This is a genomic window from Erythrobacter ramosus (assembly GCF_009828055.1).
In the GTDB taxonomy this organism is placed as follows: domain Bacteria; phylum Pseudomonadota; class Alphaproteobacteria; order Sphingomonadales; family Sphingomonadaceae; genus Erythrobacter; species Erythrobacter ramosus.
On sequence record NZ_WTYB01000004.1, the window covers coordinates 141,246 to 167,220 of the forward strand.

Genomic DNA, 25,975 nt, shown 5'->3' on the forward strand with positions numbered 1-25,975 from the left:
TCGCGTAAACCGCAGCCGGGGACGCATAACATTGCTGCCGAGTCGCCGGTCGGGAAGCCAATCGGGCCATTGGTAGCCGCACATTTGCGGGGTGAGGGGATGGTGGATCCGGCGCCTGAGCCTAGGGACGAACCGGCCATCCCGGTGGTGGGTCGGCGTTTGGCCCCACGGCTGCGGCTAAGCCTGCCCGCGCAATTGATCGCGGTTGAACGATCTCACGCCTGCATTCTTCTCAACCTGTCGCGCACTGGCGCACAAGTCGCGATCCTTGACGCCATGCGCGAGGGCGAGGGCGCCATCCTGCGTTGCGGCGTGATCGACCATTTCGGGATCATCAGCCGCAGCGAATTCGGCATCAACGCGATCGCCTTCGATGAACCGCTGACCGACAAGATCGTGCTGGAGACTCGGCGCTATCACGAAAACTTCGAGGATCGCGAGCGGCGTGCGCTGGTCGAGATGGCGCGCAAGTGGGTCACGGGGGACACCGACGACGATCGGACGATCTGAACTTTAACCCAACCGGGCAAGCGCCGCGCCTGCGCGGTTCGCTCTTGCCAAATCCGGTGTCAGCGATTAGTTGCACCGCCAATCCCGGCATTGTCGAGACAAGGTTTGGATGTTGGCGCCTCCGGGGGCCGGCCCCAAACTCCATTTCCGTAATGCCGACTCGTACGCAATTCCTTTGGGAGCATGAATGGCCGATATCGCGCGCCTGACCCAGTTGATCGAACCCGAGGCGACTGCCCTGGGTTTCGAACTGGTGCGCGTCGCGATGCTGCCATCCGAAGCTGGCGATGGCGGGATGGCGTTGCAGATCATGGCCGAAGACCCTGCCACCGGGCAGCTTGTGATCGACCAGTGCGCCGCGCTGTCGCGCCGGGTCTCGGACGTGATCGATGCGGCTGAAGAAGCGGGCGAAGTGCTGATCGAAGGGGCCTATCACCTCGAGGTCAGTTCGCCCGGGATCGACCGTCCGCTCACCCGCGAAAAGGACTACGCGAATTGGGCTAGCCACGAAGTGCGGATCGTCATGGACAAGAGCTATGACGGCCAGCGTGTCAACAAAGGCGTGCTCGGCGGGCTTGAGGATGGTATGATCCTCGTTGCGGAAGTGAAGGCGGGCGATGTGCGCCTGCCGCTTGATCAGGTTCACACGGCCAAGCTCGTCCTCACCGACGCGCTTATCGCCGCCACTCGCCCGCTGGATACCAGTGGGGCTGACGAACTCATCGAAGATACAGAGAAGGCAGACGACTGATGAGTGCCATTTCCGCCAACAAGGCTGAACTGCTTGCGATTGCCAACGCGGTCGCTTCGGAAAAGATGATCGACAAGTCCATCGTCATTGAGGCGATGGAAGAAGCGATCCAGAAATCCGCGCGCAACCGCTATGGTGCGGAGAACGATATTCGTGCCAAGCTCGATCCGCTGACCGGCGATCTGACGCTGTGGCGCGTGGTCGAGGTCGTTGAAGAGGTCGAAGATTACTTCAAGCAGGTCGACCTGAAGCAGGGCGACAAGCTTCAGCCCGGTGCCAAGGTCGGCGACTTTATCGTCGATCCGCTGCCCCCGGTTGATCTGGGCCGCATCGACGCGCAGTCGGCCAAGCAGGTAATCTTCCAGAAGGTCCGCGATGCCGAGCGTGAGCGTCAGTTCGAAGAGTTCAAGGATCGCCAGGGCGAAGTCATCACCGGCGTTATCAAGTCGGTCGAATTCGGCCATGTGATCGTCAACCTCGGCCGCGCCGAAGGTGTGATCCGCCGCGATCAGCAGATCCCGCGCGAAGCCGCCCGTACAGGCGAGCGCGTGCGTGCGCTCATCACCAAGGTGGAACGCAACAATCGCGGCCCGCAGATCTTCCTCAGCCGCGCGCACCCCGACTTCATGAAGAAGCTGTTCGCGCAGGAAGTGCCCGAAATCTACGACAACATCATCGAGATCAAGGCCGCCGCCCGTGACCCGGGCAGCCGTGCCAAGATCGGCGTGATCAGCCGCGATTCCAGCATCGACCCGGTCGGCGCCTGCGTCGGCATGAAGGGCAGCCGCGTGCAGGCTGTCGTGCAGGAATTGCAGGGCGAAAAGATCGACATCATCCCTTGGTCGGAAGACACCGCGACCTTCGTGGTGAACGCGCTTCAGCCCGCCACCGTCAGCCGCGTGGTGTTGGATGAAGATGATGGCCGCATCGAAGTGGTGGTGCCGGACGATCAGCTTTCGCTGGCGATCGGTCGCCGTGGTCAGAACGTTCGCTTGGCGAGCCAGCTGACCGGCCACCAGATCGACATCATGACCGAGGAAGAAGCCTCGGAAAAGCGGTCGAAGGAATTCGCCGAGCGTTCGAAGATGTTCGAGGAAGAACTCGACGTCGACGAAACCCTGTCTCAGCTGCTGGTCGCCGAAGGCTTCGCCGAGCTCGAAGAAGTCGCCTATGTCGAGATCGCCGAACTGGCGAGCATCGAAGGCTTCGACGATGAACTCGCCGAGGAACTTCAGAGCCGTGCTCTGGAAGCGCTCGAGCGGCAGGAAGCCGGGCATCGCGAAGTCCGCCGCGGGCTGGGCGTGGAAGATGCGCTAGCTGAAATCCCGCACCTGTCGGAAGCGATGCTGGTCACGCTCGGCAAGGCCGGGATCAAGACGCTCGACGATCTCGCCGATCTCGCCACTGACGAGTTGATCGCCAAGAAGCGGGAAGCGCCGCGCCGCCGGAACAACACCGATGGCCCGCCGACCAGGCGTCCGCAGCGCGAAACCGACAAGGGCGGTGTGCTGGGCGAATATGGCCTCTCGGAAGAGCAGGGCAACGAAATCATCATGGCCGCGCGTGCGCACTGGTTCGAAGACGAGCCGACCGAGGAGGCCGCCCATGCGGACTCCACCCAATGAGCGCCTGACGTCCGACATCGCTGAGCCGGCGCTTCCCGATACGACGGGGAGCGAGCGGCGCTGTATCCTCACCGGGGACACCTCGGCGCGGGATGACCTGCTGCGTCTGGCGATTTCGCCCGGCGGGCATGTTCTCCCCGATGCCGGGGCCAAGGCGCCGGGGCGTGGCGCGTGGATCGGGGTGACTCGCGCCGCGCTTGAAACCGCGTCGGCCGAGGGCCATCTCAAAAAGGCACTGATGCGCGCGTTCAAGGGCGCGCCGCTCATCATTCCTGACGATTTGCCCGCAAAGGTCGAAGCCGCGCTGGTGCGCCAGTTGTGCGATCGGCTGGGGCTGGAACTTCGCAGCGGCAATATCGTGATGGGTTCGGCCCGGATCGAGGAACAGGCGCGCAGCGGACGGATCGCCGTTCTGCTTCACGCCGCCGACAGCAGCGAGGACGGGCGGCGAAAGCTCGATCAGGCGTGGCGCGTTGGCACCGATGCCGAAGGCTCCGGCCTGCGCGGGCAGACCTTGCCTCTGGACCGCACCGCGCTGTCTGTGGCATTGGGCCGCGACAACGTAGTCCACCTGGGCGTCGCCGGCCATCCTGGCGACATGCGCGCCGCAACCCGCGTGCTCCAGGCGGTTTCCCGGCTGGTGCAATACGTCGGTGATGATCGGGCGAACGCGACGAACGAAACGGGCCGGGACACTTCCGGCCACGCTGACCAGCCTCAGGGCGGGACGGCGAACATTGATGAATACGTGAAGGACTAACGAGCGATAATGAGCGACGACAACGACAACCAACGCATCCGCAAACCTCTGGGCCTCAAGCGCTCTGTGGATGCGGGCGAGGTCAAGCAGACCTTCAGCCACGGCCGCACCAACAAGGTGGTGGTCGAGGTGAAGCGGCGCCGCGTGCTCGGCAAGCCTGGCAGCGAAGCGGCAGCACCGCCGCCGCCACCCGCTCCCGAACCGGTTGTGGCCGCGCCTGCGCCAACACCCGCGCCGACCCCAGCCCCGCGCCCCGCGCGCCCCGCTCCCGCAGGCGAGACCCCGCAAGAGCGCGTGAAGCGCCTCCAGCTCGAAGCCGAGGAAGAACGGCTGCGGATGGGCGAGGAAGCGCGCAAGCGCGAGGACGAAGAACGTCAGCGTGCCGAAGAGGACGAGCGTCGCCGCGCGGAAGACAACCGCCGCGCCGAAGAAGAGGCCGAGCGTCAGCGCACCGAGGTCGCCTCGGCGCCGGAAGTGGCTGCGAGCGAAGCTGTACCTGCTCCGGCAGCAGAAGCACCCGACGCGGCTGAAGAGCCTGCGACCGAAGCGACTGCCGCCAAGGCCGAAGCTGTGCCCGCCGCACGCCGCTTCACTCCGGTCGAGCGCCCCGAGCCCAAGCGGCCCGCCGAGGTCAAGGGCAAGAAGAAGGACGACAAGCGCGCCGCCCCGATCGACGAAGGCAAGGACAACCGCCGTTCGGGCAAGCTGACCGTCACCCGTGCGCTGAACGAGGACGAAGGCCGCCGTGCCCGCAGCCTCGCCGCATTGAAGCGTGCGCGTGAAAAGGAACGTCGTGGTCAGGGCGGCCCGTCCAAGCCGCGCGAAAAGCAGGTCCGCGATGTCGTGGTGCCTGAAGCGATCACCGTGAGCGAACTCGCCAACCGCATGGCCGAAAAGGGCGCGGATCTGGTGAAGGCGCTGTTCAATCTGGGCATGATGGTCACCGTCAACCAGACGATCGATCAGGACACCGCAGAATTGCTGGTCGAGGAGTTCGGCCACAACATCCAGCGTGTTTCGGCGAGCGATGTCGATATCGACAGCAGCGAGGATACCGATCCGGAAGAGACTCTGGTCACCCGTCCGCCGGTGGTCACGATTATGGGCCACGTCGATCACGGCAAGACCAGCCTGCTCGACGCCCTGCGCGGTACCGATGTGGTCAAGGGCGAGGCTGGCGGCATCACCCAGCACATCGGCGCGTACCAGATCACCACCAAGGACAAGAAGAAGATCACCTTCCTCGACACCCCGGGTCACGCGGCCTTTACTGAAATGCGGATGCGCGGTGCGAACGTCACCGACATCGTCATTCTGGTGGTCGCAGGTGACGACGGTTTGATGCCGCAGACGATCGAGGCGATCAACCACACCAAGGCGGCCGGCGTGCCGATGATCGTGGCGATCACCAAGTCGGACAAGCCCGAGTTCAACCCGAAGAAGATCCGCGAACGTCTGCTCGAACACGAAATCGTGGTTGAGGCGATGTCGGGCGATGTGCAGGATGTCGAGGTTTCGGCCAAGACTGGCGCAGGGCTCGATCAGCTGATCGAAGCGATCGGGCTTCAGGCCGAACTGCTCGAACTCAAGGCGCGGCCTGACCGAGATGCCGAGGCAACCGTGATCGAAGCCCAGCTCGACAAGGGTCGTGGCCCGGTCGCGACGGTGCTGGTGACGCGCGGAACGCTGAAGCGCGGCGATACCTTCGTGGTCGGCACGCAAAGCGGCAAGGTGCGCGCGATTGTCGATGACAAGGGCAATCAGCTCAAAGAAGCTGGCCCGTCGATGCCGGTCGAAGTGCTCGGCCTTGGCGGCGTTCCGTCTGCTGGTGACAACCTCACCGTGGTCGAAAACGAACAGCGCGCCCGCGAAGTTGCCAAGTATCGTCAGGAAATGGCGACGGAAAAGCGCACTGCGTTGGCCCCGACCAATTTCGACACGATGTTCAACACGCTGTCCTCCAACGTCATCGAATTCCCGGTGGTGGTGAAGGCCGACGTGCAAGGGTCGGTCGAGGCGATCGTCAATGCGCTCCACAACCTGTCGAACGACGACATCAAGGTGCGCGTGCTGAATGGCGGCGTCGGTGCGATCACCGAAAGCGACGTGATGTTGGCAGGCGGATCGAAGGCGCCGATCATCGGCTTCAACGTGCGCCCCAACGCCAAGGCCCGCGAGCTGCTGAAGCGCGATAACGTGCGGATGATGTATTACGACGTCATCTACCACCTCACCGATGCCATCGCCAAGGAGATGATCGGCGAGCTTGGCCCAGAACGGATCGAACACGTGGTCGGCCGGGCGCTGGTCAAAGAGGTGTTCAAGTCGGGCAAGCGCGACAAGGCCGCCGGTCTGCTGGTCGAAGAAGGGGTCATCCGCAAGGGTCTGTTCGCCCGTCTCACCCGCGCCGATGTCATCGTTTCGGCCACCAAGATCGCTTCGCTGCGGCGCTTCAAGGACGATGTCGACGAAGTGCGCACCGGTCTGGAATGCGGTGTGGTGCTCGAAGACACCAACGACATCAAGCCGGGCGACCAGCTTGAAGTGTTCTCGGTCGAGGAGCGTGAGCGGACACTGTGAGCCTGACGGATACGCACTACCCAGACGATGCCGGGCAGTCGCCGCACACGGCGCTGCTCGGCTCGGAATTTGTCGGCTGGGATGAGGCCGCCCAGACCGTCACCATGCGTTTCACTGTGAAGCGTGAGATGACCACCTGGCGCGGCGGCGTGCAGGGGGGCTTGGTTGCGGGCTATCTCGATGATGTGATGGGCTATGCCTATGTCGCGGCCACGGGTGGCGAGATGGCGCCGCTCAATCTCGACATTTCGATGAGCCTGATCCGCCTGATCCCCGAAGGCGCAACGATCATCGGCAAGGGCCGAGTGGTGAAGGGCGGGCGGCGCGTCGTATTCCTCGAAGGCGAATTACTGGCCGAGGACGGAACGATATATGCCCGTTCGACCTCAACCGCGCTGCCGACCCCGCGCCCGACGCCGACCAGCACGGGGATGGCATAATGGCCACTGTTCGTCTCGCCGCACTGCTGGGCAGCATCAATGTCGGCGGCAACCGGCTGAAGATGGCCGATCTACGCGCTGCGTTGGAAGCGGCAGGCTTTGCCAATGTCGCCACCGTCACCGCCAGCGGGAATGTGCTGTTCGACGGCGATCCGGTCCACCAGCCCGATTACGCCGCGCGCATTGCCGAGGTCATCAAGGAAACGTTCGGTATCGCGACATTCGCAGTCGTGACGACGCGCGAAGGCCTCCTTGGCGCGGTCGCCGAAAACCCTTTCGCGGATGACGGCGCCGACAACCTTGTCCATGTCCATTTCCTCGAAAGCAAACCCGGCGCGGAAGCGTTCTTACAGCTTGCCAGCGACCACGAAGGACGCGGGTCGGAGCGACTTGCGCCGGGCACTGCGGCCTTGCATATCGACTTTGTGGACAGCGCAGCCAACAGCAAGCTGACAGGCCCCTTTTTGCTGCGACGCCTTGGGTGCCGCGGCACGGCGCGCAACATCCGCTCGATCCGGCGGATTGCCGAGGCGATGGCGTAATGGCCAAGGCTCCTTTTACCACCGAACAGCAATCGGTCCGCGTCCTTAAGGTAGGCGAGCGGGTGCGACATATCCTGTCGGAACTGCTCGCGCGCGGCGAGGTGCATGACGATGTCGTGCGCGCGGCGCATATCTCGGTCACCGAAGTGCGCATGACCCCCGATCTGCGCAATGCCACCGCCTATGTGAAGCCGCTGATGGGGGCGGGCGAGGACGAGGTGGTCGTTGCTTTGCGCCAGAACACGGCCTTCCTCCAGCGCGAGGTCGCCCAGCGGCTTGGGCTGAAATTCGCGCCTAAGCTCAAGTTCCGTAAGGACGAAAGCTTTGCCGAGGCGGACCGGATCGAGGCCCTCCTGCGCGATCCCAAGGTTGCCCGCGATCTGGATGATGAGGAAGAGTAGCGCCTAGCGCGGGATCATTCGCGCTTTCAGCGTGATGTTTACCTTGTTGCCGACGATCAGCTGATAGGACTTCATCCCGAACTGCCGCCGGTCGATGGTGGTGGTACCGGTAAAACTGACCGGTTTGCCTGCCTGCGCAATCGGATCGGCATTGAAGGTCACCGCCAGTGTCGCCGGACGGGTGACGCCGCGTGCCGTCAACTCGCCGCTTACAGTCCCGCGCGTCGTGCTCGACAGTTTGAGCGAGCGGCCGAGGAATCGGATCGAGGGATATTTGTCCACCCAGAAGAACTCGTCGCCCCGCAAGCGGGCGAGCGTGGCGCTGTCGGGCGCTTCAATGGCGGTGGCATCGAAGGTGACGTCAATCAGCGCCTTATCCGGTGCACCCGGCACGATCGTCACCGCACCCTCCATCCGGGGGAAGCGCGCGGTCTTGCTCGAGAGGCCGAAGAACGGCACCTTGGCCGAGACATTGCTGGCCGACGCATCAAGAGTATAGCGCTGCGGCACGCTCGCGCTATTGGCCCCGACACTGGCAGGCGCGAACACGGCAAGCAGCGGCAACAGGAACATCCGTGGGTGGGCGGCGGACTTGATCATGAGTTTATCTATACGCTTCAACCGGGCAAAAGGTTCATCCCCACCTCGCCCAGCGTCCGGCGAATGGGTAGTCTGACACGATGGCCAAGCTCTACTTCTACTATGCCAGCATGAACGCAGGCAAAAGCTCGCACCTGTTGCAGGCGGATTTCAATTATCGCGAGCGCGGCATGGCGACGATGCTGTGGACCGCCGCGCTCGACAGCCGTTCGGACGGGCAGGTGAAGAGCCGCATCGGGCTGGAGAGCGAAGCACACAAGTTCGCGCCCGATACCGATCTATGGGCGGCGATCAGTGCGGCGCATAAGGTGCAACCGCTCGATTGCGTGATGGTGGATGAGGCGCAGTTCCTCACCTCCGATCAGGTGTGGCAGTTGGCACGCTTGGCGGACGAGGGCGGCATTCCGGTGCTTTGCTATGGCCTGAGGACTGACTTTCAGGGGGAGTTGTTCCCTGGCTCGGCGGTGCTGCTCGGGATCGCCGATGCTCTGGTGGAGCTGAAGGCGGTGTGCCACTGCGGCCGCAAGGCGACGATGAACCTGCGCGTCGATGATAGCGGCGCGGCGGTGCGGCAGGGCCAGCAGACCGAGATCGGCGGGAATGACCGCTATGTGGCGCTATGCCGCAAGCATTTCTCCGAGGCCCTGAGCGGATGAACGCGCCGGTGAACCTCCCACTGTCTGGCTGGCTGATCCTCGACAAGCCGCGCGGCATGGGGAGCACCCAGGGGGTTAGCGCGGTCAAGCGCGTGCTGCGCCAGAACGGCTATGCCAAGACCAAGGTCGGTCACGGCGGGACGCTTGATCCGTTGGCGGAAGGCGTGCTGCCGATTGCCTTGGGCGAGGCGACCAAACTGGCGGGGCGGATGCTAGATGCCAGCAAGATTTACGAGTTCACGGTGAAGTTCGGGGAGGAGACTTCGACCCTCGATACCGAAGGGGAAGTGGTTGCGACGAGCGATGTGCGGCCCACGCTGGCCGAGGTGGAAGCCGTGCTCCCGCGCTTCACTGGCCCCATCGAACAGGTGCCGCCTGCATATTCCGCGCTCAAGATTGGCGGTCAGCGCGCCTATGACTTGGCGCGGGCGGGGGAGGTGGTGGAGCTTAAGGCGAGAGCGGTCACCATTCACCAACTCTCCATCCGTCATCCCGGCGCAGGCCGGGACCCAGAGCCGCAAGCGCCTTGCCCAGATCCCATGGGCCCCGGCCTTCGCCGGGGTGACGAGCTTTGCGAGGAAATCACCCTCACCGCCCACGTCTCCAAAGGCACCTATATCCGCTCCCTTGCGCGCGACATTGCCTATGCGCTTGGCACCTGCGGCCATGTCACCTATCTCCGCCGTACCAAGGCCGGGCCGTTCCTACAGGAACAGGCGATTTCGCTGGACTTGCTGGAGGAAACCGCTAAGGGCCGGGGCCTTGAACACCTCCTCCTGCCGCTAGAGGCGGGGCTGGACGACATCCCGGCCCTTCACCTCGATCAGACAAGCGCGCAGGCGGTCCGACAGGGCCGGGTGCTGTCTGACATGCCCCAATCATCCGGGCTTTATCTCGCGAAACTGGGCTCTGTCCCGGTCGCGCTGATGGAAATCACGGATGGGACGGCCACGGTCGTCCGGGGGTTCAACCTTCCCGATGTCGCTGAGTAAGAAAGAGACGTACTATGTCGGTGACCGCCGAAGTTAAGCAGACAATCATTGCTGACAATGCCCGTGATCCCAAGGACACCGGCAGCCCCGAAGTGCAGGTTGCGATCCTCACGCAGCGCATCCGCAACCTGACCGAGCACTTCAAGGATCACCACAAGGACAACCATTCGCGTCGCGGCCTTCTCATGATGGTCAACAAGCGTCGCACGCTGCTCGCCTATCTCAAGAAGAAGGATGTGGAGCGGTACAACGCTCTGATCCAGAAGCTGGGCCTGCGTAAGTAAGAGTTTTGCGAAAGGGCGGCTCCAAGGGGCCGCCTTTTTTGCATATGGGCCACGCAGACATCCGGTCTGCTGAGCCTTGGGGCCGAAGCGCCCTCAACCGGACCGGGACGGTTGTTTCCCCGGCACATGAGGCCCCGCGACAGCAATATGGCTGCGCGGGTCAGAAGGAAAATCAATGTTCGACACGAAAACCGTATCGCTGGAGTGGGGCGGCAAGACCCTCACTCTGGAAACCGGGCGTATTGCCCGTCAGGCCGATGGCGCCGTTCTGGCCACCTATGGCGAAACCGTGGTGCTGTGCGCCGTGACCGCTGCCAAGTCGGTCAAGGAAGGGCAGGATTTCTTCCCGCTCACCGTCCACTATCAGGAAAAGTTCTCCGCCGCAGGACGCATCCCGGGCGGCTTCTTCAAGCGTGAACGTGGCGCGACCGAAAAGGAAACGCTGACCAGCCGCCTGATCGACCGTCCGATCCGCCCGCTGTTCCCCGAAGGCTTCTACAACGAAATCAACGTGATCTGTCAGGTTCTGTCGTTCGACGGCGAAACCGAGGCCGATATCGTTGCGATGATCGCGGCCTCGGCTGCGCTGACCATCTCGGGCGTGCCCTTCATGGGCCCGATCGGCGCTGCACGCGTCGGCTACATTGATGGCGAATATGTCCTCAACCCGAAGCAGGACAAGGCGCTTGCCGAAGGCCAGCTCGACCTCGTCGTTGCCGCCACGCAAGGCGCGGTGATGATGGTCGAATCCGAAGCCAAGGAACTGACCGAAGAAGTGATGCTCGGCGCCGTCATGTTCGCGCATGACGAAATCCGCAACGTCATCGGCGCGATCATCGATCTGGCCGAGAAGGCCGCTAAGGATCCGTGGAATGTCGACGTCAGCGACAACACCGCTGACATGAAGGCTAAGCTCAAGGACCTCATCGGCGGCGACATCGCAGCCGCTTACAAGGTCACCGACAAGTCGGCGCGTTCGAACATGCTCAACGAAGCCCGGGCCAAGGCCAAGGCGGCGTTTGCGGACGAAGGCGGCCAGACCCAGATGGTCGCTGGCAAGCTGATGAAGAAGCTCGAAGCCGAAATCGTGCGCGGGGCGATCCTCAAGGATGGCCAACGCATCGATGGCCGCAAGCTTGATCAGGTCCGCCCGATCGAAGCGATCGTCGGCTTCCTGCCGCGCACCCATGGTTCGTCGCTGTTCACCCGCGGTGAAACCCAGGCGATCTGCACGACCACGCTCGGCACCAAGGATTCCGAGCAGATGATCGATGGGCTGGAAGGCCTGAGCTACACCAGCTTCATGCTGCACTATAACTTCCCGCCCTATTCGGTTGGTGAAGTGGGCCGCTTCGGCGCCCCGGGTCGCCGCGAAGTCGGTCACGGCAAGCTCGCCTGGCGCGCGCTGAACCCCGTGCTGCCGAGCAAGGAAGACTTCCCCTATACCATCCGCGTTCTGTCCGACATCACCGAGTCCAACGGCTCGTCCTCGATGGCGACCGTGTGCGGCGGCTGTCTGTCGATGATGGACGCCGGTGTGCCGGTGAAGTCACCCGTCTCGGGCATCGCGATGGGCCTGATCCTCGAAGGCGATGACTTTGCCGTTTTGTCGGACATCCTGGGTGATGAAGATCACCTCGGCGACATGGACTTCAAGGTTGCCGGCACCGAGAACGGCATCACCACGATGCAGATGGACATCAAGATTGCCGGCATCACGCAGGAAATCATGGCCAAGGCGCTGGAACAGGCCAAGGCTGGCCGGATGCACATCCTCGGTGAAATGGCCAAGGCCCTGACCGGTGCCCGCACTGAAGTCAGCAAGCACGCGCCGCGCATCGAGACGATCCAGATCGACAAGTCGAAGATCCGTGACGTCATCGGCACCGGCGGCAAGGTGATCCGTGAGATCGTCGCCGAAACCGGCGCCAAGATCGACATTGACGATGAAGGTGTGATCAAGATCTCGTCGAGCAACGTCGACGAGATCGAAGCAGCCCGCAAGTGGATCCTCGGCATCACGCAAGAAGCTGAAGTCGGCAAGATCTACGACGGCAAGGTCGTGAACATCGTCGATTTCGGCGCGTTCGTGAACTTCATGGGCGGCAAGGACGGTCTCGTCCACGTCTCGGAAATGCGCAACGAGCGGGTTGAGAAGCCCACCGATGTCGTCTCCGAAGGCATGGAAGTGAAGGTCAAGGTGCTCGAGATCGACCAGCGCGGCAAGGTTCGCCTGTCGATGCGCGTCGTCGATCAGGAAACCGGCGCCGAGCTGGAAGACACCCGTCCGCCCCGCGAAGCGCGCGAGCCGCGCGAAGGCGGCCGTGGTGGTGATCGCGGTGGCGATCGTCGCGGGCCCAAGGGCAGCGGCGGTGGTCGCGGCGGCGACCGTGGTGGCCGTGGCGGCGATCGCGGCGGTGATCGTGGTCCGCGCGACAGCGCACCTGCGGGCCTGCCTGACTTCCTCAAGGACTGACCTTGCCTCGCCCGTCATCCCAGCGAAAGCTGGGACCTAGGGCCTCAAGGACAGACTTTGCCGCTCTAGGCCCCAGCTTTCGCTGGGGTGACGAGCTAAATTACAAGGGCCGCCCGGATCATTCCGGGCGGCCTTCTGATTGGGAAACTACGAATGCTCCAGCGCGAACTGATCGACAGCACCCAGATCGAGGACGGCGTCTGCCTCGAACTCTATCGTCACGGCACCGATTTCATGATCGTGCTGGGACGCAACGAGCTGATGAGCACGCGGATGCGCTTCTCGGAAGAACAGCTCGCGCAGCTCACCATCGATCGGCTGGGCAAAGAGCATGCGCGCATGTTGATCGGCGGCTACGGCATGGGCTTCACCTACCGCGCCGCCGCGGCACGGCTCGGCGAGAAGGCGCAGATTGTGGTCGCCGAAATTTCTGACGCGATCATTGATTGGGCCAAAGGGCCGATGGCGGAACTGACGGGGGAGGGCCTGTCGGACCCGCGCCTCGATCTGAAAATCTGCGACGTCGCCGCTCTGATCGATGATGCGAACGATGGCACCTGCGCCAAGTTCGATGCGATCCTGCTTGATGTCGACAATGGCCCTGACGGGATCGTGCGCGATGCCAACAACCGGATCTATTCGCGCACGGGCCTCGCCAAGGCGCGTGATGCCCTGAAGCCGGGCGGCATTCTGGCGGTATGGTCAGCGGGGCCCGACCCCGCCTTTGTCAAGCGCCTGCGCGATACCGGGCTCGAAATCGTGGAATGGAACGTCCGCTCGCGCCCCAACAAAAAGGGCGCGCATCACATCATCTGGTTCGCGCGCAAGAGCTGAAAGCCAAGCTCAAAGAGCTTGGGTCAGACCTCCCGCCCCGCCTCCCCACCCGGCCACCAATGATACCATCAGGATATGGTGGCCGGGTGGGGAGGCGGGGCGGGAGGTCTGCGTTCACGGCAGTGAACCGTGACTAAAAGTCGTAGATCAGCGTTACGCGGCTCAGCGTATCGGTCTGCACTGCACCCGGCGGTGGGTTGCTGTCATACTCGACCGCATAGGAAAACCGCGCGGTAAGGCTGCGGTTGATCCGGGCATCAAGCCCGGTGATCAGATCGAGCGTGGTGTTGCGCGAATCGATGATGGCGACCGCCGATCCGCCCGTTTCAGCCACGGCATTGGTGTCCTGCGTCAGCTTGAGCTTTTCGGTGATGTTCCAGTCGAAATCGAGGCCGATCAGCCCGGCGATCCGGCTTTCGTTGCGGCCATCGGCAAATTCGGTGACGCGGTAAGCGGGGCCAGCCTTGACCGACAATTGGATGTCATCCTCCTTGAGCGCCTGATAGCCCATGCCGCCTGACACGGCATAGCGTGCCGCGATGCCCTGAAACCGGTCGCGCTCGTATTGGGCGAGCGCATAGACATAGAAATTGTCGGAGACGTTGAAGTTGGGCTCATAGCGGGCGAGGTATTGTTCGCGGGTCGTGAGGCCATTGGCGCGCTGGTAATCGACGCGGCCTGTCAACTTGTGGCGCCAGTCGATGCCTTGGCGGTCCAAGGTCAGACCTGCGGTCACGCCGGTATTGTCTGAGTTCCCGGTGGCCCGGAAAGCGCCAAACTCGCCCTTGCCGGACCAGTTGTCGAACATTCCGGCAGAGCGGATCTGTGCCACCTTCGCCTCGGCCTCGGCCGCCTTGCGTGCAGCAACGCGGGCTTCGAAATTGGCGACAATCGCGTCGATTTCTTCCTGATCGCCCGGATTGGTCGCGCGCGCGATTTCGGTGACGGTGCGCACCTTGGTTTCATCGCCAGTGGCGATAGCGGCATCGATCATGGCGCGCACGGGTTCGGGCAATTCGGCATGGGCCGGAACGGATGCCGCCAGCCCGACCATGATGGTCGCCATGGTCACGTCTCGTACACCAGCCTTGCAACTCATGTTAGCGCTCCCTTTGGACCGCTTCCGCGATACAGGGCTGGGCAGGCGCGGGGCAAGTCCTGCTTGCGCGAAGGGGCTTTCCTACTCGGTTGATGCCCGTCACGATCGCGCGCATGAACGCCCCTTATCGGACAGAATGGACCAGCCAGCCCGCCGCGCGAGCGCACGGCCCTGCGCACCCCGTGGGTTTTCTGAATCCTGGACTGTGTCTCATGTGTCTCCAACACCGGCCACGGCCCCACCAACCTGAACGCGGTGGTGCTGGAACGGAGGCCGAATCAGGAGGCGAGCAGGCAGCCTCGGCAGATGCCTTAACGAACGCGCGGTCCGCCGAACGGCAGCGGCGGCGGGGGACGACGCACACCGCGCGGCAGCTGTGCCTGATAGGCGCGGCCGCAATGCTCGACGCAATAGGGAAAGCCCGGGTTCACCGCCACGCCGCAGAAGTGGAAATCGGCCTCGCCCGGATGGCCCATCGGCCAGCGACACACCTTTTCCGACAGATCGAGCAGCGTGGTCTTGCCCGCAATCTCTGGGCTCGGCTTGGCGGGCACGAGACGGCGCGGCGGGGCAGGGGGAATCGGGGCCTGCTGATCACCTGGACCTTGGCGCAGGAAGCCGCCAGGCCCGACCGAGACGATCTTGGGCAGATCGGCCGGCGGGCCGGGAACGGGCTGCGAGGGCACCGCGTTCAGACCATCATCCGCCACCGCTTCGGCGCGGGGGGAGGGGGCAGCGGCGCGCGGCGCAGGCCGCTCAGCCGCTTCGCCGGTCACGCTGCGCTCAGCGGGTTCGGTCCGCGGTTCAGCCACGCGCGGCGCGGGCGCGACAGCGGGCTTCTTGGCAGGAGCGGCCGGCTTCTTCTTGTCATTGGCCTTCACCGGAGAGGGGCGCGCTTTCAGGCCAAGGCGATGCGCCTTGCCGATCACCGCATTGCGACTGACCCCGCCGAGTTCGGCCGCGATCTCGCTCGCGGTGGAGCCGCCTTCCCACATCTTCTTGAGCGTTGCGATGCGCTCGTCCGTCCAGCCCATATGTACTACCTGTTCCTGTGTCCGGCGCGTGCCGTAAATCGCTGCTGCTTGTCAGAGCGTCCCATGCAGCCTAGGCACCTGCGCCATGGCCGAACGCGCTCCTTCAGCAAACCCTTTGCACGACGCTGCTCCCGTGACTGAAATGACGCCTGATGACAAGACCGGCGGGAGCATCCGGTTTTCCCCGCGCGGCGTGCCCGTTATCATCGGGGTCAATCGCGTGGGGCTCTTCGCCCTCTATATGAAGGAGGTGCGCCGGTTTCTCAAGGTCCAGACGCAGACGATCTGGGCTCCGGCCTTCACAACCCTGCTGTTTCTGGTGATTTTCACGGTCGCATTGGGCCGTCAGGGGCGCGAAGTGCTGGGCGTACCCTTTGCCAGCTTCGTTGCGCCCGGTCTGATCGTGATGGCAATGATGCAGAACGCATTTGCCAATTCCAGCTTCTCGCTGCTGTCGGGCAAGATGCAGGGGACAATCATCGACCTGCTGATGCCCCCCTTGTCGCCCGGCGAATTGATGGCAGGCATTCTCGCGGCGGCCGTCACCCGCGCGATTGCGGTGGGGCTGGCTGTGGCTCTGGCGATTGCACTGTGGCCCGGCGTTTCGCTGGCGATGACGCACCCTTGGGCGGTCGTGTGGTTCGGCCTGATGGGATCGCTCTTGCTGGCGACGCTCGGCCTTGCGACTTCGATCTGGGCCGAGAAGTTCGATCACAACGCCGCCGTCACCAACTTCATCATCGCGCCCCTCTCGCTGCTGTCGGGCACGTTCTACGTGATCGAGAACCTCGATCCCGTGTTCCAGTGGGTGAGCCGGTTGAACCCGTTCTTCTACGTGATCTCCGGCTTCCGCTATGGCTTCCTCGGGGCGAGCGACATGGGGCCTGGCACTGTCCTGATGGCGGCAGCGGCGGGGCTGCTGGTGCTGAACGCGGTGCTGGCGGCAGGCGTCTATGCGCTGCTGCGGTCAGGATGGAAGCTCAAGAGCTGAGCGAGCTGGCCTGACCCTTGGCCAGCGCTGAGGCGTTGGTGGCGCTGGCAGAAATGCGGTTCAGCGCTTCCTGCGCGCCCATCACATCGGCCACATTACCAATCTCGAAGTAGTCGGTCTGGCGATCGCCGTCGCTGTCCTTGCCGATCTTCACCGCCAGCTGCAGCCGGCCGCTTCCGTCGCGCTTTTCGAACCGCTGGATCAAGCCGACGCGGTCGGCCGGCACGGTCTCCACCGCCAACTCGCGACCCATGCTGAGCTTCAGCGCGCGCTCATTCGTCACCACGTAGAGCACGCGCCCTTTCTGGAACAGCGGCACAAAGGGACGAGCCATCATAGCAAGGCCGATGGCGATGAAGGGCACGCCGAACAGCGGAAAGGCCCAGCCAATCCAGCCCGGCCCACCATCGCCCGAAAAAGCAATCGCGCCGGTGGCAAGCACGGTCCACATCACCGAAAACGCCGTCCATGGGATTGCGAAGATGTAGATCCCGAAGCTGAGCGGTTCCAGCCGGCCTAACTGCCAGCCATGCCATACCACCGTCTCGTTAGAGCGTAGCTCACGCTCAAGCGACAGCCGCAGGCGCGACATGATGGGGTTATCTTGGCTCAGGCCCGTCTTTTCCGACATGGCCTCAACTTATCCCAAAGGGATTATCAATGAGTTAGCGAGGCTCGCATCCGGTACCGGCCGTCCTTGAAGCTCTCGAACAGCTGGCGCACCGTCGGATGATCGACCGGCCCGCCATCGGAGTCCGCAATCAGATTGCCTTGGCTGACATATGCGACATACGACGAATCATCGTTTTCGGCGAGCAGGTGATAGAACGGCTGGTCGCGCCGGGGGCGGATATCCTCGGGGATCGACTGGTACCATTCTTCCGAATTGGCGAAGACCGGATCGATATCGAACACCACACCGCGAAAGGCGAACAGGCGGTGGCGGACCACATCGCCGATGCCGAAGCGGGCACGGGTCTGGCGCGGTGCGATGATGGTACGCCCGGCCTGGCTCGAGAAGAACTCTGCACGTTCCATGCCCGATAATATGGACCTTTGCGCTCGCAAAACAAGCGCCGGTTTTGTGCAGATGCGAGATATGCCCGTATTTTGTGCACCCTCGGGTATTGGCAAGCCCCGCGCCTTGGGCTAACGGGCGCGCTCCCTGTCGCCAGCCGTCCCGACCAGATGGCCTCAAGCATCGCGGCAGGCCTCGCGGAGAGGTGGCAGAGTGGTCGAATGCGCCGCACTCGAAATGCGGTTTACCGGCGACGGTAACGTGGGTTCGAATCCCACCCTCTCCGCCAAATATCTTTGATTTAAAAGAGAAAATTTGATTATTGGGGTCTCGTTCCCACAATGGCTCCCTAATAAACTGGCTGCTTCAACCTTTCCGACCGGCCTCGAGTCGAAATCAGCCACAGGGATCAGCGCACGTTTGTGGACAGCGGTTTCGACTACCGCCGTCCACTCGGGAATGGAATGACGTTGTCCTCGTCTAGGAAGGCCTGCACGCCCTCTTCGTCGACGACCAGCTCGAAGGCGGCGTAGGCCTCGTCATCGCTGTCGAACAGGCTATCCCAAACAATTGAGGTACCCGCCGTTCGTTCAGCATCGTCGCCACGCACCTGTGAGGGTCCGCAACTGGGACTTTGCAGCCGTTCCACTGCGATGGAACCAATGGCGGGTTTCGCCAAGAGCGGCCAGACCGTATAGACTTGCCATTCGACAGACAGTCCTTGTGATGCACGCTTACTCGTGTTCGTGTCGCGCAACTCTTGGTGGGAGGTGGCGACCCTGCTAGCCCATGCAGTAGGGGGGAATGCGCCTTGCAGACTATCTCACGACGCTCGGTATTCATCGCGCTGATGCTGACCGGACTGTGTGGTCTCGGGTTTCTGGCTTTGCTTGCTGCTCTCGGCCCGGACTGGGCTGCATACGTCCCGGCAAGCTGCACTGCCACTCGCTGTTTTTGCGAGGCGCCGCGAACCGGCATGCTGCTGCAGCAGCCGGCAAACACCTGGTCATCTTTCGGCTACGTCCTAATCGGCAGCCTGATGCTTGCACTGCCCTATGATCGCGATCCGGGATCGGCGTTGTCCGCCATCTCCGGGCGCACACTGGGCGTTACCGCGATCGTGGTAGGCGTGGGATCTGGCTTGCTGCACGCCACCCTGACCTTATGGGGCCAGTTCTTCGATGTGCTGGGCATGTATCTTGTGGGTTCGTTTCTCCTAGTCTCGGCGATAGCGCGGTGGCGCCGGATCCCCGATGGCGCTGCAGTCGTAATCTATGCTTTGCTGTGCTTGTCGCTGGTCACCATCCTCATCGTTGCCCCTGAAGTTCGCAGATGGTTGTTTGCCGTTCTGCTGATCCTTGCGATCACCATGGAACTGGTCTTTGCGCGCAGGTGGCGACCAGGCGTAAAGACTGCATTCTATCTCTGGGGTCTTGCTGCGACAGCCACCGCGTTCGGCATCTGGGTTCTGGACCAGGATGGTGTGGTCTGCGCGCCTCACAGCCTCCTGCAGGGCCACGCCGTGTGGCACCTGCTCGGTGCGGCCTCGCTTTGGCTTTCCTTCAACTATTACCGCAGCGAGCGTCGGCACGCCCCCCTTTAAGCTGGGCATTTGGGAGCTTTCCACCCAGCTGCCGCCGTTCCTGGTGATGGGGCGCATTGCCGATAGAGGGCAGGCAGCTAAGGCGGAATTTTCAACAAAAGCATAAATTCAGCAAGCGACCCCATTTTGGAAGTTGCTACGGTCTTCCGACAGCGTCGGAAGCTGCCGTTGGTTCACCGGTTCATTCGCCTCGAACGACCTTGCGTGAACTTGATTTCCCGATGAGGTCTTCTGGATAAAATTGAACTTCCCGCAGATTCCCTTCCGCATAGCGCGGCGCTTGATCGTTGAAGTGCGGGGAGGCGGGGTCGCCACTCAGGCCTCCTGCGGTCACCGCGCGAGCACGGATGCGGGGACCGAACTCAACCACCGCGACGAAGCTGTTGCCGTAGTCGCCGTAGTAACGCTGGGTCCCCGGATAGCGCTGTGCGCCGAAAGAGGCGAGCGAGCCCCAGTTAGCCGAAACGAACGGCACTGGGATGCTCGGTTTGGCATCGTCGAATGTTCGGACGATCGCCCCGTCGAGGCGCTGGAAGCGATTGATCTCGCCCCACGGCACCCGCCACGAACCAAAGTCCTCTTTGAGCCGGGTGATCGCCGCGTCTAGCGAAGCAAGCTTTTCGGCATCGCTGGCTTGCGCCATCAGCGCTTGCTGCACCGGGGCCAGCGGCACTCCGGCAGCGGCGGCAGCCCGCTCCCACAGCGCATCGGCCCAAAAAACGGCGAGGCTGGTCTCGGTCGAGGTCAGGCTCCAGCGGTGGTCCCATGCGGCAAGGAGCGCGACAGCCTCCTCGCGCGACGCACTGGGATTGCGCGCCTGCGCCGCAACCAGTTCAGGGAGCTGCTCGGCGAATAGCGGTATCCAGGGATCGTAAGCAGCCGCGATCAGGCTATCGAGTGTGAACTTCGGCGTAGCGCTCAGCACTTTTATCGCGTGCGGCGTGCGCGGCGTGGTGCCAAGTTTGTCGAAATAGCGCGCGTAAGCCGCCTGCTTGGGGCTGTCGGATCCTGCCGCCCACCACGGCCCGTCATTGACGTTCATCGTCCAGCCGTTGGCCGGGTTAACCACTTGCGGCAGCTCACTTAACGGGTGCAGCCCCTGCCAGTCGGTTGCCGGGTCGCTGCCATCGACGGGCTTTGTGTAATCGAAACGCGGATCGCGCCGCGGCATGAATTGCGGGAGAAGCAACGCTGTCTCACCCGTTTTGCTGGCGAACAACGTGTTGTTGCTCGAGTTTGCCTGCAGCTCTGCGACCCGCAGGAAACCTGCAAGGTCCTTAACCTTGGTGCGCAAAAAACTCTGTTTTAGCGCTGCCACCGGCCTATGCATCAATGCCGCCGAAATCCACTTGCCGTCCGCTTCGCGAACCACCGGGCCGTGATGCGTGGCATAGGTGTTGAACGTCCGGCTGCCGGTCGTGCCATCGGGTTTGCGGTAAGCGAGCGCAACGGTCTTTACGGTAACCCGGCGTTGCTCCTTGCCGTAGCGATACGTCCATCCATCGCCACCAGTTGCTGTCTCCACTGTCACCACAAACTCGTCGATCGTGTCGGCTGTGCTGGTGGTGTGCATCCAGCCCGCGTTTTGGTTGAAGCCTTGGTAAATGAAAAATTGCCCCCAGGTCGCCGCGCCATAGGTGTTGAGACCTTGTCTGCTGGTCACCTGCTGCTCGGCGCGGAAGAAGAAGCTCGTATGCGGGTTGATCAGCAGCAACGGATGACCGCTGGCGCTATGTGAAGGCGCGATCACGAAGCCATTTGATCCGGTTGGCTCGCGCTGCACTAGGCCGCGTTCCTCGGGGGTCATCGCGATTGTGCGGCGTTCATAAAAGGCTTGAAGTTGGGCGAGCGAAACGCGGCTGATGTCGCCACCAATCGAGCCCTCGGAAAAACTAAGCGCCATCCACGGTTCGAACCGGGTAAGCACCTTGGGCTTCACCTCCGGATGGTCGGCGAGGTATTTATTGAGGCCTGCGGCCCAAGCCTGCATCAGATTGCGCAGCCAAGGCGGGCTCTTGGCATAGTCGGCCTTCAGTTCATTTGGATCAATCCACAGTCGCTGTCGCAGGTCCTGCCACAGCGCCTTCTCACCTTCGGCCTCAGCCAGGCGACCAAGGCTGGTGAGGTAGTTCATTTCGATCCGGTTGAAGTCATCCTCGGCCTGAGCGTAGATCATGCCGAACACAGCGTCGGCGTCGGAACGGCCGGTGATGTGCGCTATGCCCCAGTCGTCGCGAACAATTTCGGCGCGATAGGGGGCGGCATGCGCTGCAGTGCTTAGAAGCAACGAGACGGCGCAGAAGGTTGTAAAGCGGCGCACAGGCAGTCCCTCCCAAAAAAATCGTCCCGGACCGTTGCTAACGCCGGGTATGCACTTGCGCCAGTGGCGATCATGTACCTGCAGCCATCAGGATGGTGTGCCGCTGATAGCGTTGGGGCCTTTCGTATGTATTGGGGGTCACCCTTCGTATCGGTCTCCGCCTTTTCGACGAAGGCGGCGCTGAGACTCCGGAAGTGGCCATGACGGAGTTGGCGAACGAAACGGATGGACAGAGCTCTTGCCGCATCCTGACTTTATCAAAAAAAGCGCAGTGAACGGCGGCTTTCCATATTTTCATCAAGAAGCTGCCTGTGCGGAATCCACCCACTTCCTACCATTGCGGTAGGCGATGGTAGCACCTGAAAGCTGACGGTCTCCGTTGCGATAACGGACACTTCGCCGAAGCTTTTGCGATCGTCATCCGGGGAGGGCGAATGCCTCGCAGTGCAAAGCGTCAGCTCAGCGCGGTCTCAACATCAAAAGCTGCAGTTCTGCAAGCGACGCAGGAGCGGTCGCTTCTTGTCAAAGTAGAAAAGGCCGTAGTGCCGTCCGCGCGCCGAATTGAAGGTCACCCTCGTCAAGCCCGCCATGGACCGCGCGATAGCCAATTCCCCGGATAATGGCGGAAAATGCGGCAACGAGCGATGCCGAGGGGGGAATACCGCCCAGCATCTGTCGCAACGCCCATGTCCCGCTGGGATCATCCATTGCGCGCACGAGGCCGCGCAACGAAGCATGATCGTCGCCATTGTAGATCGCGCGCTCGATCTCGTCATAGGCTGTGAGGACCGGCTGATGCCTCTCAATGACCGCCTCAAGCAGCCGGTCGAGCATCGCTTCGGGAACGAGCTTGCGCGCCAGAAGCTGGTCAGGGTCTCCGCCCAGTGCCTCGCGCTCATAGAGATTGTGCAGGGCTGCGTGGAGCAGAGCGCTCTTGGTGCCGAAGACATGAATGACCTTACCGAGCGTGACCCCGGCCCGTGTCGCAACGGCGCGGAATGTAACGCCGGCATGGCCTTGTTCTGCCAACAGCTCGGCCGCCGCATTTGCGATTTCTGTTCCCGGCAAATCGAGATGCAGCACAGGCATGTCATAGCCGCGCTTGGCGAGTGCACGATAAGTGGGGCGAACACTTTCCGCTACAAAGCGCTGCTCGCTCAACCATAACGTCAAGGTGCTCGCCGTTTCTTCCAGCAATGCGCGGTCGAGAGGTGGATTCCACACCAGTAGGTGTCGCGCGGCCTCTCCCGCAGCGAAGCAGGCCAGGCAATCTGCGTGTTCACCGAGGCCGATGATTGTTGCAAGGCGGCTCCAGAACCCGTCCCATGCAGCCTGCCATTCAGCATCTGGGGCATGGCGCCATGCCATTGCCAATCGCCGCTGCCCGGCTGTCCATTCCGCAATAATCGAGGCAATCAGCGATGCCTGCAACGCGGCCGGAAGCGGTTCCCCGGCAAAGGCGCCAAGCTGCGTCAGCTGCGCTTCCATCCATGCATGGCCCTCACTCAGCGCAGCACGCGTCGCGACCAGATACAAACGTTCCATATCACCAAAGTGATAATGGATAGACGACTGCGCTGCGGCGGCCTTCTGGACCACAGTCCGCACCGAAATCGCATCGGCGGGCACGGTGCGCCAAACGTCCAGCAATGCGTCTACGAGTCGAGTTTGTGTCGCATTTAAGACGTTTTTCCGTGCCAACTGCGATCTTTTTATGACATCTTCGATGTTGTTCAGCACTGGAAGCCCTCGCGTTCTTCGGTTCTGCGAACCGGTAGTGTCACTGTCACCCAGATTACTTACAAGCGTTCTAACTCGGCTGCGAATCATGGCAATAAGGGTATCGTCGATGTCGCATGTCACCAAGTCTTTCCGTGCCGCCATGCTGAGCGGCGGTGCGCTAGGGGTGTTGTTCTTGGCGATGCCGGTCGCCGCACAAGGCAAGGTTTCGACCGAGTCCGGCGCTGCTGGCGAAGACGAGGCTGGCAACGTCATCGTTGTCACCGGCTCGATCCGCGGCTCGCTTGAAAATGCGACTGAAGCCAAGCGTACCGCGCTCAATGTCACCGATGTCGCCACCGCTGATTCTGTCGGCCGCTTTCCGGATGAGAACATCGCCGCCGCGCTCGCTCGCCTGCCGGGGGTTGCGGTGCAGCTCGACCAAGGCCAGGCGCGCTATATTCAGGTGCGCGGTGCGCCCAACCGCTGGACCTCGGTCAGCATCGATGGCCTGCCGCAAACCGGCACCGACGAAGGCGGCGGCGAGCGGGCATTCCGTTTCGACGCGGTGCCTGCCGTGCTGCTGCAGCAGCTGGTGGTCAACAAGTCGCTCACCCCCGACATCACCGCCGAGGCGATCACCGCGCTGGTCGATTTGCAGACCTTCTCGCCGATCGATGATGGCAAGGCCGGCTTCAGCATGACCGGCGATGCGGGCTACGGCCTGATGGCCCTTGGCGAAGGGCCGCAGCGTCAGGGCTCGCTGCGCCTGTCATGGACCAATGACCGCATCGGCTTCGCTATCGGCGGTTCCCACTACCGCCGCAACCAGGTGACCGACAACCGCGAGGCCGGCTACGATGCGAACGGCATTCCGATTGACATCGACATCCGCAATTACGAACTGACCCGCGAAAACAACGGGCTGTTCGGGGCCTTCGAGGTGCGCGCCAGTGATGATCTGAAGCTGTTCGTCAACGGCATCTTCACCGAATTCCGCGACCGTGAGGAACGCCACGCTTATGAAATCGAAATCGGCGAAGCCGCCGCGCGCGGCACCCGCGGGCTGTTGACCGGCAGCCTGAACAATGTCTCGATCACCACCAATTACAACGACGGGCTGTATCTCAACCAGAACTACATCGGATCGGCCGGATTCGACTATGATACGGCAGAAGGCGGGGTGAAGGGCATTGTCGGTTACACCCGCACCGAAAACACCACCGATCTGCCGCTGATCCAATCCTCGATCCGGTCAATCAGTGTCGATTATGACCGCACCGCCGATGCGCGCTTCCCCACTGTCCGGCTGTTCCGCACCGTCAACACCGCCGGCGTGCTGTCGCGCGGGGCTGAGCTCACCTCAATCCCGATCACCGAACAGAACCTGCCGCGCACCGTGTTGATTCCGATTGTGCAGGGGGTGACCTCCGAGGCGTGGTCGGGCCGGCTCGATGCGTGGAAGCAGCTGGACGAGCTCAAGATCAGCGCCGGGCTTTATACCACCACCCGCGACATTGTCGGCAACAACATCGGCATCGGCGGCGTGGTGCCGCTGGCGGCGACCGGGTTCAACCCCAACGGCTTTGCCACCGACCGGCCGTGGGACACCCAGTTCCCGCTCGGCGTGGGGATCAATTATGTTGATACCCGTGCAATGAACCGCGAATTGCAGGCCGCGCTCGGCCGCGCCGGGATTAATCCGGCAAATTTCGTGCTGCCGACATCGTTCTACGATCAGCAGGAACGCATCATCGCCGGTTACGCGATGGCCCAGTGGGATGCCGGGCCTTTGCAACTGGTCGCGGGCGTGCGCGCCGAGCAATACGAAATCGACAATGCCGGCACCGTGCTGGTCGGCGCGGTGCAGACGCCTCTGGCCGTGTCGCAGGACATCTTCGACCTCTTCCCTAGCCTCAACATTCGTTACGAGGCCAGCGACAATGTCGTCCTGCGCTTCGGCGGGCAACGCGGGGTTTCGCGCCCGGCCTATGCCGCGATCCGCGTGGGCGCCTCAATCAGCGACACAGGCGCCACCATCGGCGGCGGCAATCCCTTCCTCACCCCCGAATACACCTGGGGCGTGGATGCGGCCGTCGAATACTACTTTGCCAGCAATGGCATAGCGTCGATTAGCGGCTTCCACCGCTGGGTCGAGGATGTGCTCTACCAGAGCCAGCAACGGGTCGGATCGGATCTCTACAACAGCGGCGGGATCGACCGGTCGGACTACCTTCTGGGATCGACCTTCAACGGCGACAAGGGCACGCTCTACGGGGTCGAATTCAACATTGAAACCCAGTTCGATTTCCTGCCCGGTGCGCTGGCCGGCCTCGGGGTTCAGGGCAACCTGACGCTGCTGGGTGGCGATTTCGAGGCGCGCAATGCTGCCGGGCAGCTGGAAACCTTCGCCTTCCAGGGCCTGTCGGACACGGTGATGAACGCCTCGGTGTTCTATGAATATGCCGGGCTGAGCCTGCGGGTTGCCTATCAGAAGCGCACTGATTTCCTCGATACCATCGGGGGCCTCGGCGCGGGTGAGTTCCGGCAAGGGTTCGAAAACCTCGATGTCATCGCCCGCTATGCGCTGACACCCAACATCACCCTGTTCGCGGATCTCGCCAACCTCACTAACGAGACCTATGTCGCCTATGAAGGCACGCCGACAACCCCGTCCGAAGTGGAGCGCATTGGCGAGCGCTATCTGTTCGGTGTGCGTTTCAACTTCTGACCAGCCCAA

The 25,975-nt window shown here is 62.6% G+C and carries 24 protein-coding genes and 1 tRNA gene; 17 read left to right on the forward strand and 8 right to left on the reverse strand.

The window, feature by feature from the left end:
- Window positions 1–99 precede the first annotated feature (99 nt).
- From GRI59_RS14710 to rbfA, 8 genes are all read left to right on the forward strand, one after another.
- Window positions 100–510, forward strand: a complete 411-nt coding sequence (locus GRI59_RS14710; RefSeq protein ID WP_160761996.1) for a hypothetical protein — start codon at window positions 100–102, stop codon at window positions 508–510.
- Between the two features lie 187 nt (window positions 511–697).
- The gene (gene rimP, locus GRI59_RS14715) at window positions 698–1,261 is read left to right on the forward strand and encodes a ribosome maturation protein RimP (RefSeq protein ID WP_160761997.1); all 564 of its coding nucleotides are present in this window, start codon (window positions 698–700) and stop codon (window positions 1,259–1,261) included.
- Window positions 1,258–2,886, forward strand: a complete 1,629-nt coding sequence (gene nusA / locus GRI59_RS14720) for a transcription termination factor NusA (RefSeq protein WP_160762046.1) — start codon at window positions 1,258–1,260, stop codon at window positions 2,884–2,886. Before rimP ends, nusA begins: the two co-directional genes overlap by 4 nt.
- Complete coding sequence (locus GRI59_RS14725) at window positions 2,867–3,646, forward strand: DUF448 domain-containing protein (RefSeq protein WP_160761998.1); 780 nt, start codon at window positions 2,867–2,869, stop codon at window positions 3,644–3,646. The genes nusA and GRI59_RS14725 overlap by 20 nt, the downstream gene beginning before the upstream one ends.
- 9 nt (window positions 3,647–3,655) lie before the next feature.
- The gene (infB, locus tag GRI59_RS14730; RefSeq protein ID WP_160761999.1) at window positions 3,656–6,226 is read left to right on the forward strand and encodes a translation initiation factor IF-2; all 2,571 of its coding nucleotides are present in this window, start codon (window positions 3,656–3,658) and stop codon (window positions 6,224–6,226) included.
- Window positions 6,223–6,666 (forward strand): hotdog domain-containing protein, encoded by a 444-nt coding sequence (locus GRI59_RS14735; RefSeq protein ID WP_160762000.1) that lies wholly within the window; start codon window positions 6,223–6,225, stop codon window positions 6,664–6,666. Before infB ends, GRI59_RS14735 begins: the two co-directional genes overlap by 4 nt.
- Window positions 6,666–7,208, forward strand: coding sequence for a DUF1697 domain-containing protein (locus GRI59_RS14740; protein WP_160762001.1), 543 nt, complete (start codon window positions 6,666–6,668; stop codon window positions 7,206–7,208). The genes GRI59_RS14735 and GRI59_RS14740 overlap by 1 nt, the downstream gene beginning before the upstream one ends.
- Window positions 7,208–7,609, forward strand: a complete 402-nt coding sequence (gene rbfA / locus GRI59_RS14745) for a 30S ribosome-binding factor RbfA (RefSeq protein ID WP_160762002.1) — start codon at window positions 7,208–7,210, stop codon at window positions 7,607–7,609. Before GRI59_RS14740 ends, rbfA begins: the two co-directional genes overlap by 1 nt.
- 3 nt (window positions 7,610–7,612) lie before the next feature.
- On the opposite strand, the gene GRI59_RS14750 is transcribed toward rbfA, so the two are convergent.
- Window positions 7,613–8,209 (reverse strand): YceI family protein, encoded by a 597-nt coding sequence (locus GRI59_RS14750; protein ID WP_160762003.1) that lies wholly within the window; start codon window positions 8,207–8,209, stop codon window positions 7,613–7,615.
- A gap of 80 nt (window positions 8,210–8,289) precedes the next feature.
- On the opposite strand from GRI59_RS14750, the gene GRI59_RS14755 reads away from it, so the two are divergent.
- The 5 genes from GRI59_RS14755 (at window position 8,290) to GRI59_RS14775 (ending at window position 13,451) form a co-directional block, all read left to right on the forward strand.
- The gene (locus GRI59_RS14755) at window positions 8,290–8,865 is read left to right on the forward strand and encodes a thymidine kinase (RefSeq protein ID WP_160762004.1); all 576 of its coding nucleotides are present in this window, start codon (window positions 8,290–8,292) and stop codon (window positions 8,863–8,865) included.
- Window positions 8,862–9,857, forward strand: a complete 996-nt coding sequence (truB, locus tag GRI59_RS14760; RefSeq protein ID WP_160762005.1) for a tRNA pseudouridine(55) synthase TruB — start codon at window positions 8,862–8,864, stop codon at window positions 9,855–9,857. The genes GRI59_RS14755 and truB overlap by 4 nt, the downstream gene beginning before the upstream one ends.
- A gap of 14 nt (window positions 9,858–9,871) precedes the next feature.
- A complete protein-coding gene (gene rpsO / locus GRI59_RS14765) occupies window positions 9,872–10,141 on the forward strand; it encodes a 30S ribosomal protein S15 (RefSeq protein ID WP_086608857.1) in 270 nt (89 codons plus the stop codon).
- Between the two features lie 175 nt (window positions 10,142–10,316).
- Complete coding sequence (gene pnp, locus GRI59_RS14770; RefSeq protein ID WP_160762006.1) at window positions 10,317–12,617, forward strand: polyribonucleotide nucleotidyltransferase; 2,301 nt, start codon at window positions 10,317–10,319, stop codon at window positions 12,615–12,617.
- Between the two features lie 153 nt (window positions 12,618–12,770).
- The gene (locus tag GRI59_RS14775; protein WP_160762007.1) at window positions 12,771–13,451 is read left to right on the forward strand and encodes a spermidine synthase; all 681 of its coding nucleotides are present in this window, start codon (window positions 12,771–12,773) and stop codon (window positions 13,449–13,451) included.
- A gap of 133 nt (window positions 13,452–13,584) precedes the next feature.
- On the opposite strand, the gene GRI59_RS14780 is transcribed toward GRI59_RS14775, so the two are convergent.
- On the reverse strand, window positions 13,585–14,550 hold the full coding sequence (locus GRI59_RS14780; RefSeq protein ID WP_237440868.1) for a DUF481 domain-containing protein: 966 nt from the start codon (window positions 14,548–14,550) through the stop codon (window positions 13,585–13,587).
- Between the two features lie 311 nt (window positions 14,551–14,861).
- The gene (locus tag GRI59_RS14785; protein ID WP_160762008.1) at window positions 14,862–15,584 is read right to left on the reverse strand and encodes a GcrA family cell cycle regulator; all 723 of its coding nucleotides are present in this window, start codon (window positions 15,582–15,584) and stop codon (window positions 14,862–14,864) included.
- A gap of 142 nt (window positions 15,585–15,726) precedes the next feature.
- On the opposite strand from GRI59_RS14785, the gene GRI59_RS14790 reads away from it, so the two are divergent.
- Entirely contained in the window at window positions 15,727–16,575 is an 849-nt protein-coding gene (locus GRI59_RS14790; RefSeq protein WP_160762048.1) for an ABC transporter permease, read from the forward strand.
- Here the strand turns inward: GRI59_RS14790 and GRI59_RS14795 are convergent.
- Window positions 16,565–17,167, reverse strand: a complete 603-nt coding sequence (locus tag GRI59_RS14795) for a hypothetical protein (protein WP_160762009.1) — start codon at window positions 17,165–17,167, stop codon at window positions 16,565–16,567. The two genes, GRI59_RS14790 and GRI59_RS14795, sit on opposite strands and share 11 nt — an antisense overlap.
- A 65-nt stretch (window positions 17,168–17,232) precedes the next feature.
- Window positions 17,233–17,613 carry a heat shock protein HspQ gene (gene hspQ, locus GRI59_RS14800; protein WP_160762010.1) on the reverse strand — a complete coding sequence of 127 codons (381 nt, stop codon included), beginning with the start codon at window positions 17,611–17,613 and terminating at the stop codon, window positions 17,233–17,235.
- 179 nt (window positions 17,614–17,792) lie between these two features.
- On the opposite strand from hspQ, the gene GRI59_RS14805 reads away from it, so the two are divergent.
- A tRNA-Ser gene (locus GRI59_RS14805) sits at window positions 17,793–17,882 on the forward strand.
- Between the two features lie 150 nt (window positions 17,883–18,032).
- Here the strand turns inward: GRI59_RS14805 and GRI59_RS14810 are convergent.
- Window positions 18,033–18,272, reverse strand: coding sequence for a hypothetical protein (locus GRI59_RS14810; protein WP_160762011.1), 240 nt, complete (start codon window positions 18,270–18,272; stop codon window positions 18,033–18,035).
- 132 nt (window positions 18,273–18,404) lie between these two features.
- On the opposite strand from GRI59_RS14810, the gene GRI59_RS14815 reads away from it, so the two are divergent.
- Window positions 18,405–19,196 (forward strand): ceramidase domain-containing protein, encoded by a 792-nt coding sequence (locus tag GRI59_RS14815; protein WP_160762012.1) that lies wholly within the window; start codon window positions 18,405–18,407, stop codon window positions 19,194–19,196.
- A gap of 181 nt (window positions 19,197–19,377) precedes the next feature.
- Here GRI59_RS14815 and GRI59_RS14820 read toward each other — a convergent pair whose 3' ends face one another.
- Window positions 19,378–21,516: a penicillin acylase family protein gene (locus GRI59_RS14820; protein ID WP_419866807.1), complete on the reverse strand. Its 2,139-nt coding sequence runs from the start codon at window positions 21,514–21,516 to the stop codon at window positions 19,378–19,380.
- A gap of 522 nt (window positions 21,517–22,038) precedes the next feature.
- A complete protein-coding gene (locus GRI59_RS14825) occupies window positions 22,039–23,256 on the reverse strand; it encodes a TetR family transcriptional regulator (RefSeq protein WP_160762013.1) in 1,218 nt (405 codons plus the stop codon).
- Window positions 23,257–23,365: 109 nt separating this feature from the next.
- Between GRI59_RS14825 and GRI59_RS14830 the strand changes: the two genes are divergently transcribed.
- A complete protein-coding gene (locus GRI59_RS14830) occupies window positions 23,366–25,966 on the forward strand; it encodes a TonB-dependent receptor (protein ID WP_183363664.1) in 2,601 nt (866 codons plus the stop codon).
- Window positions 25,967–25,975 lie beyond the last annotated feature (9 nt).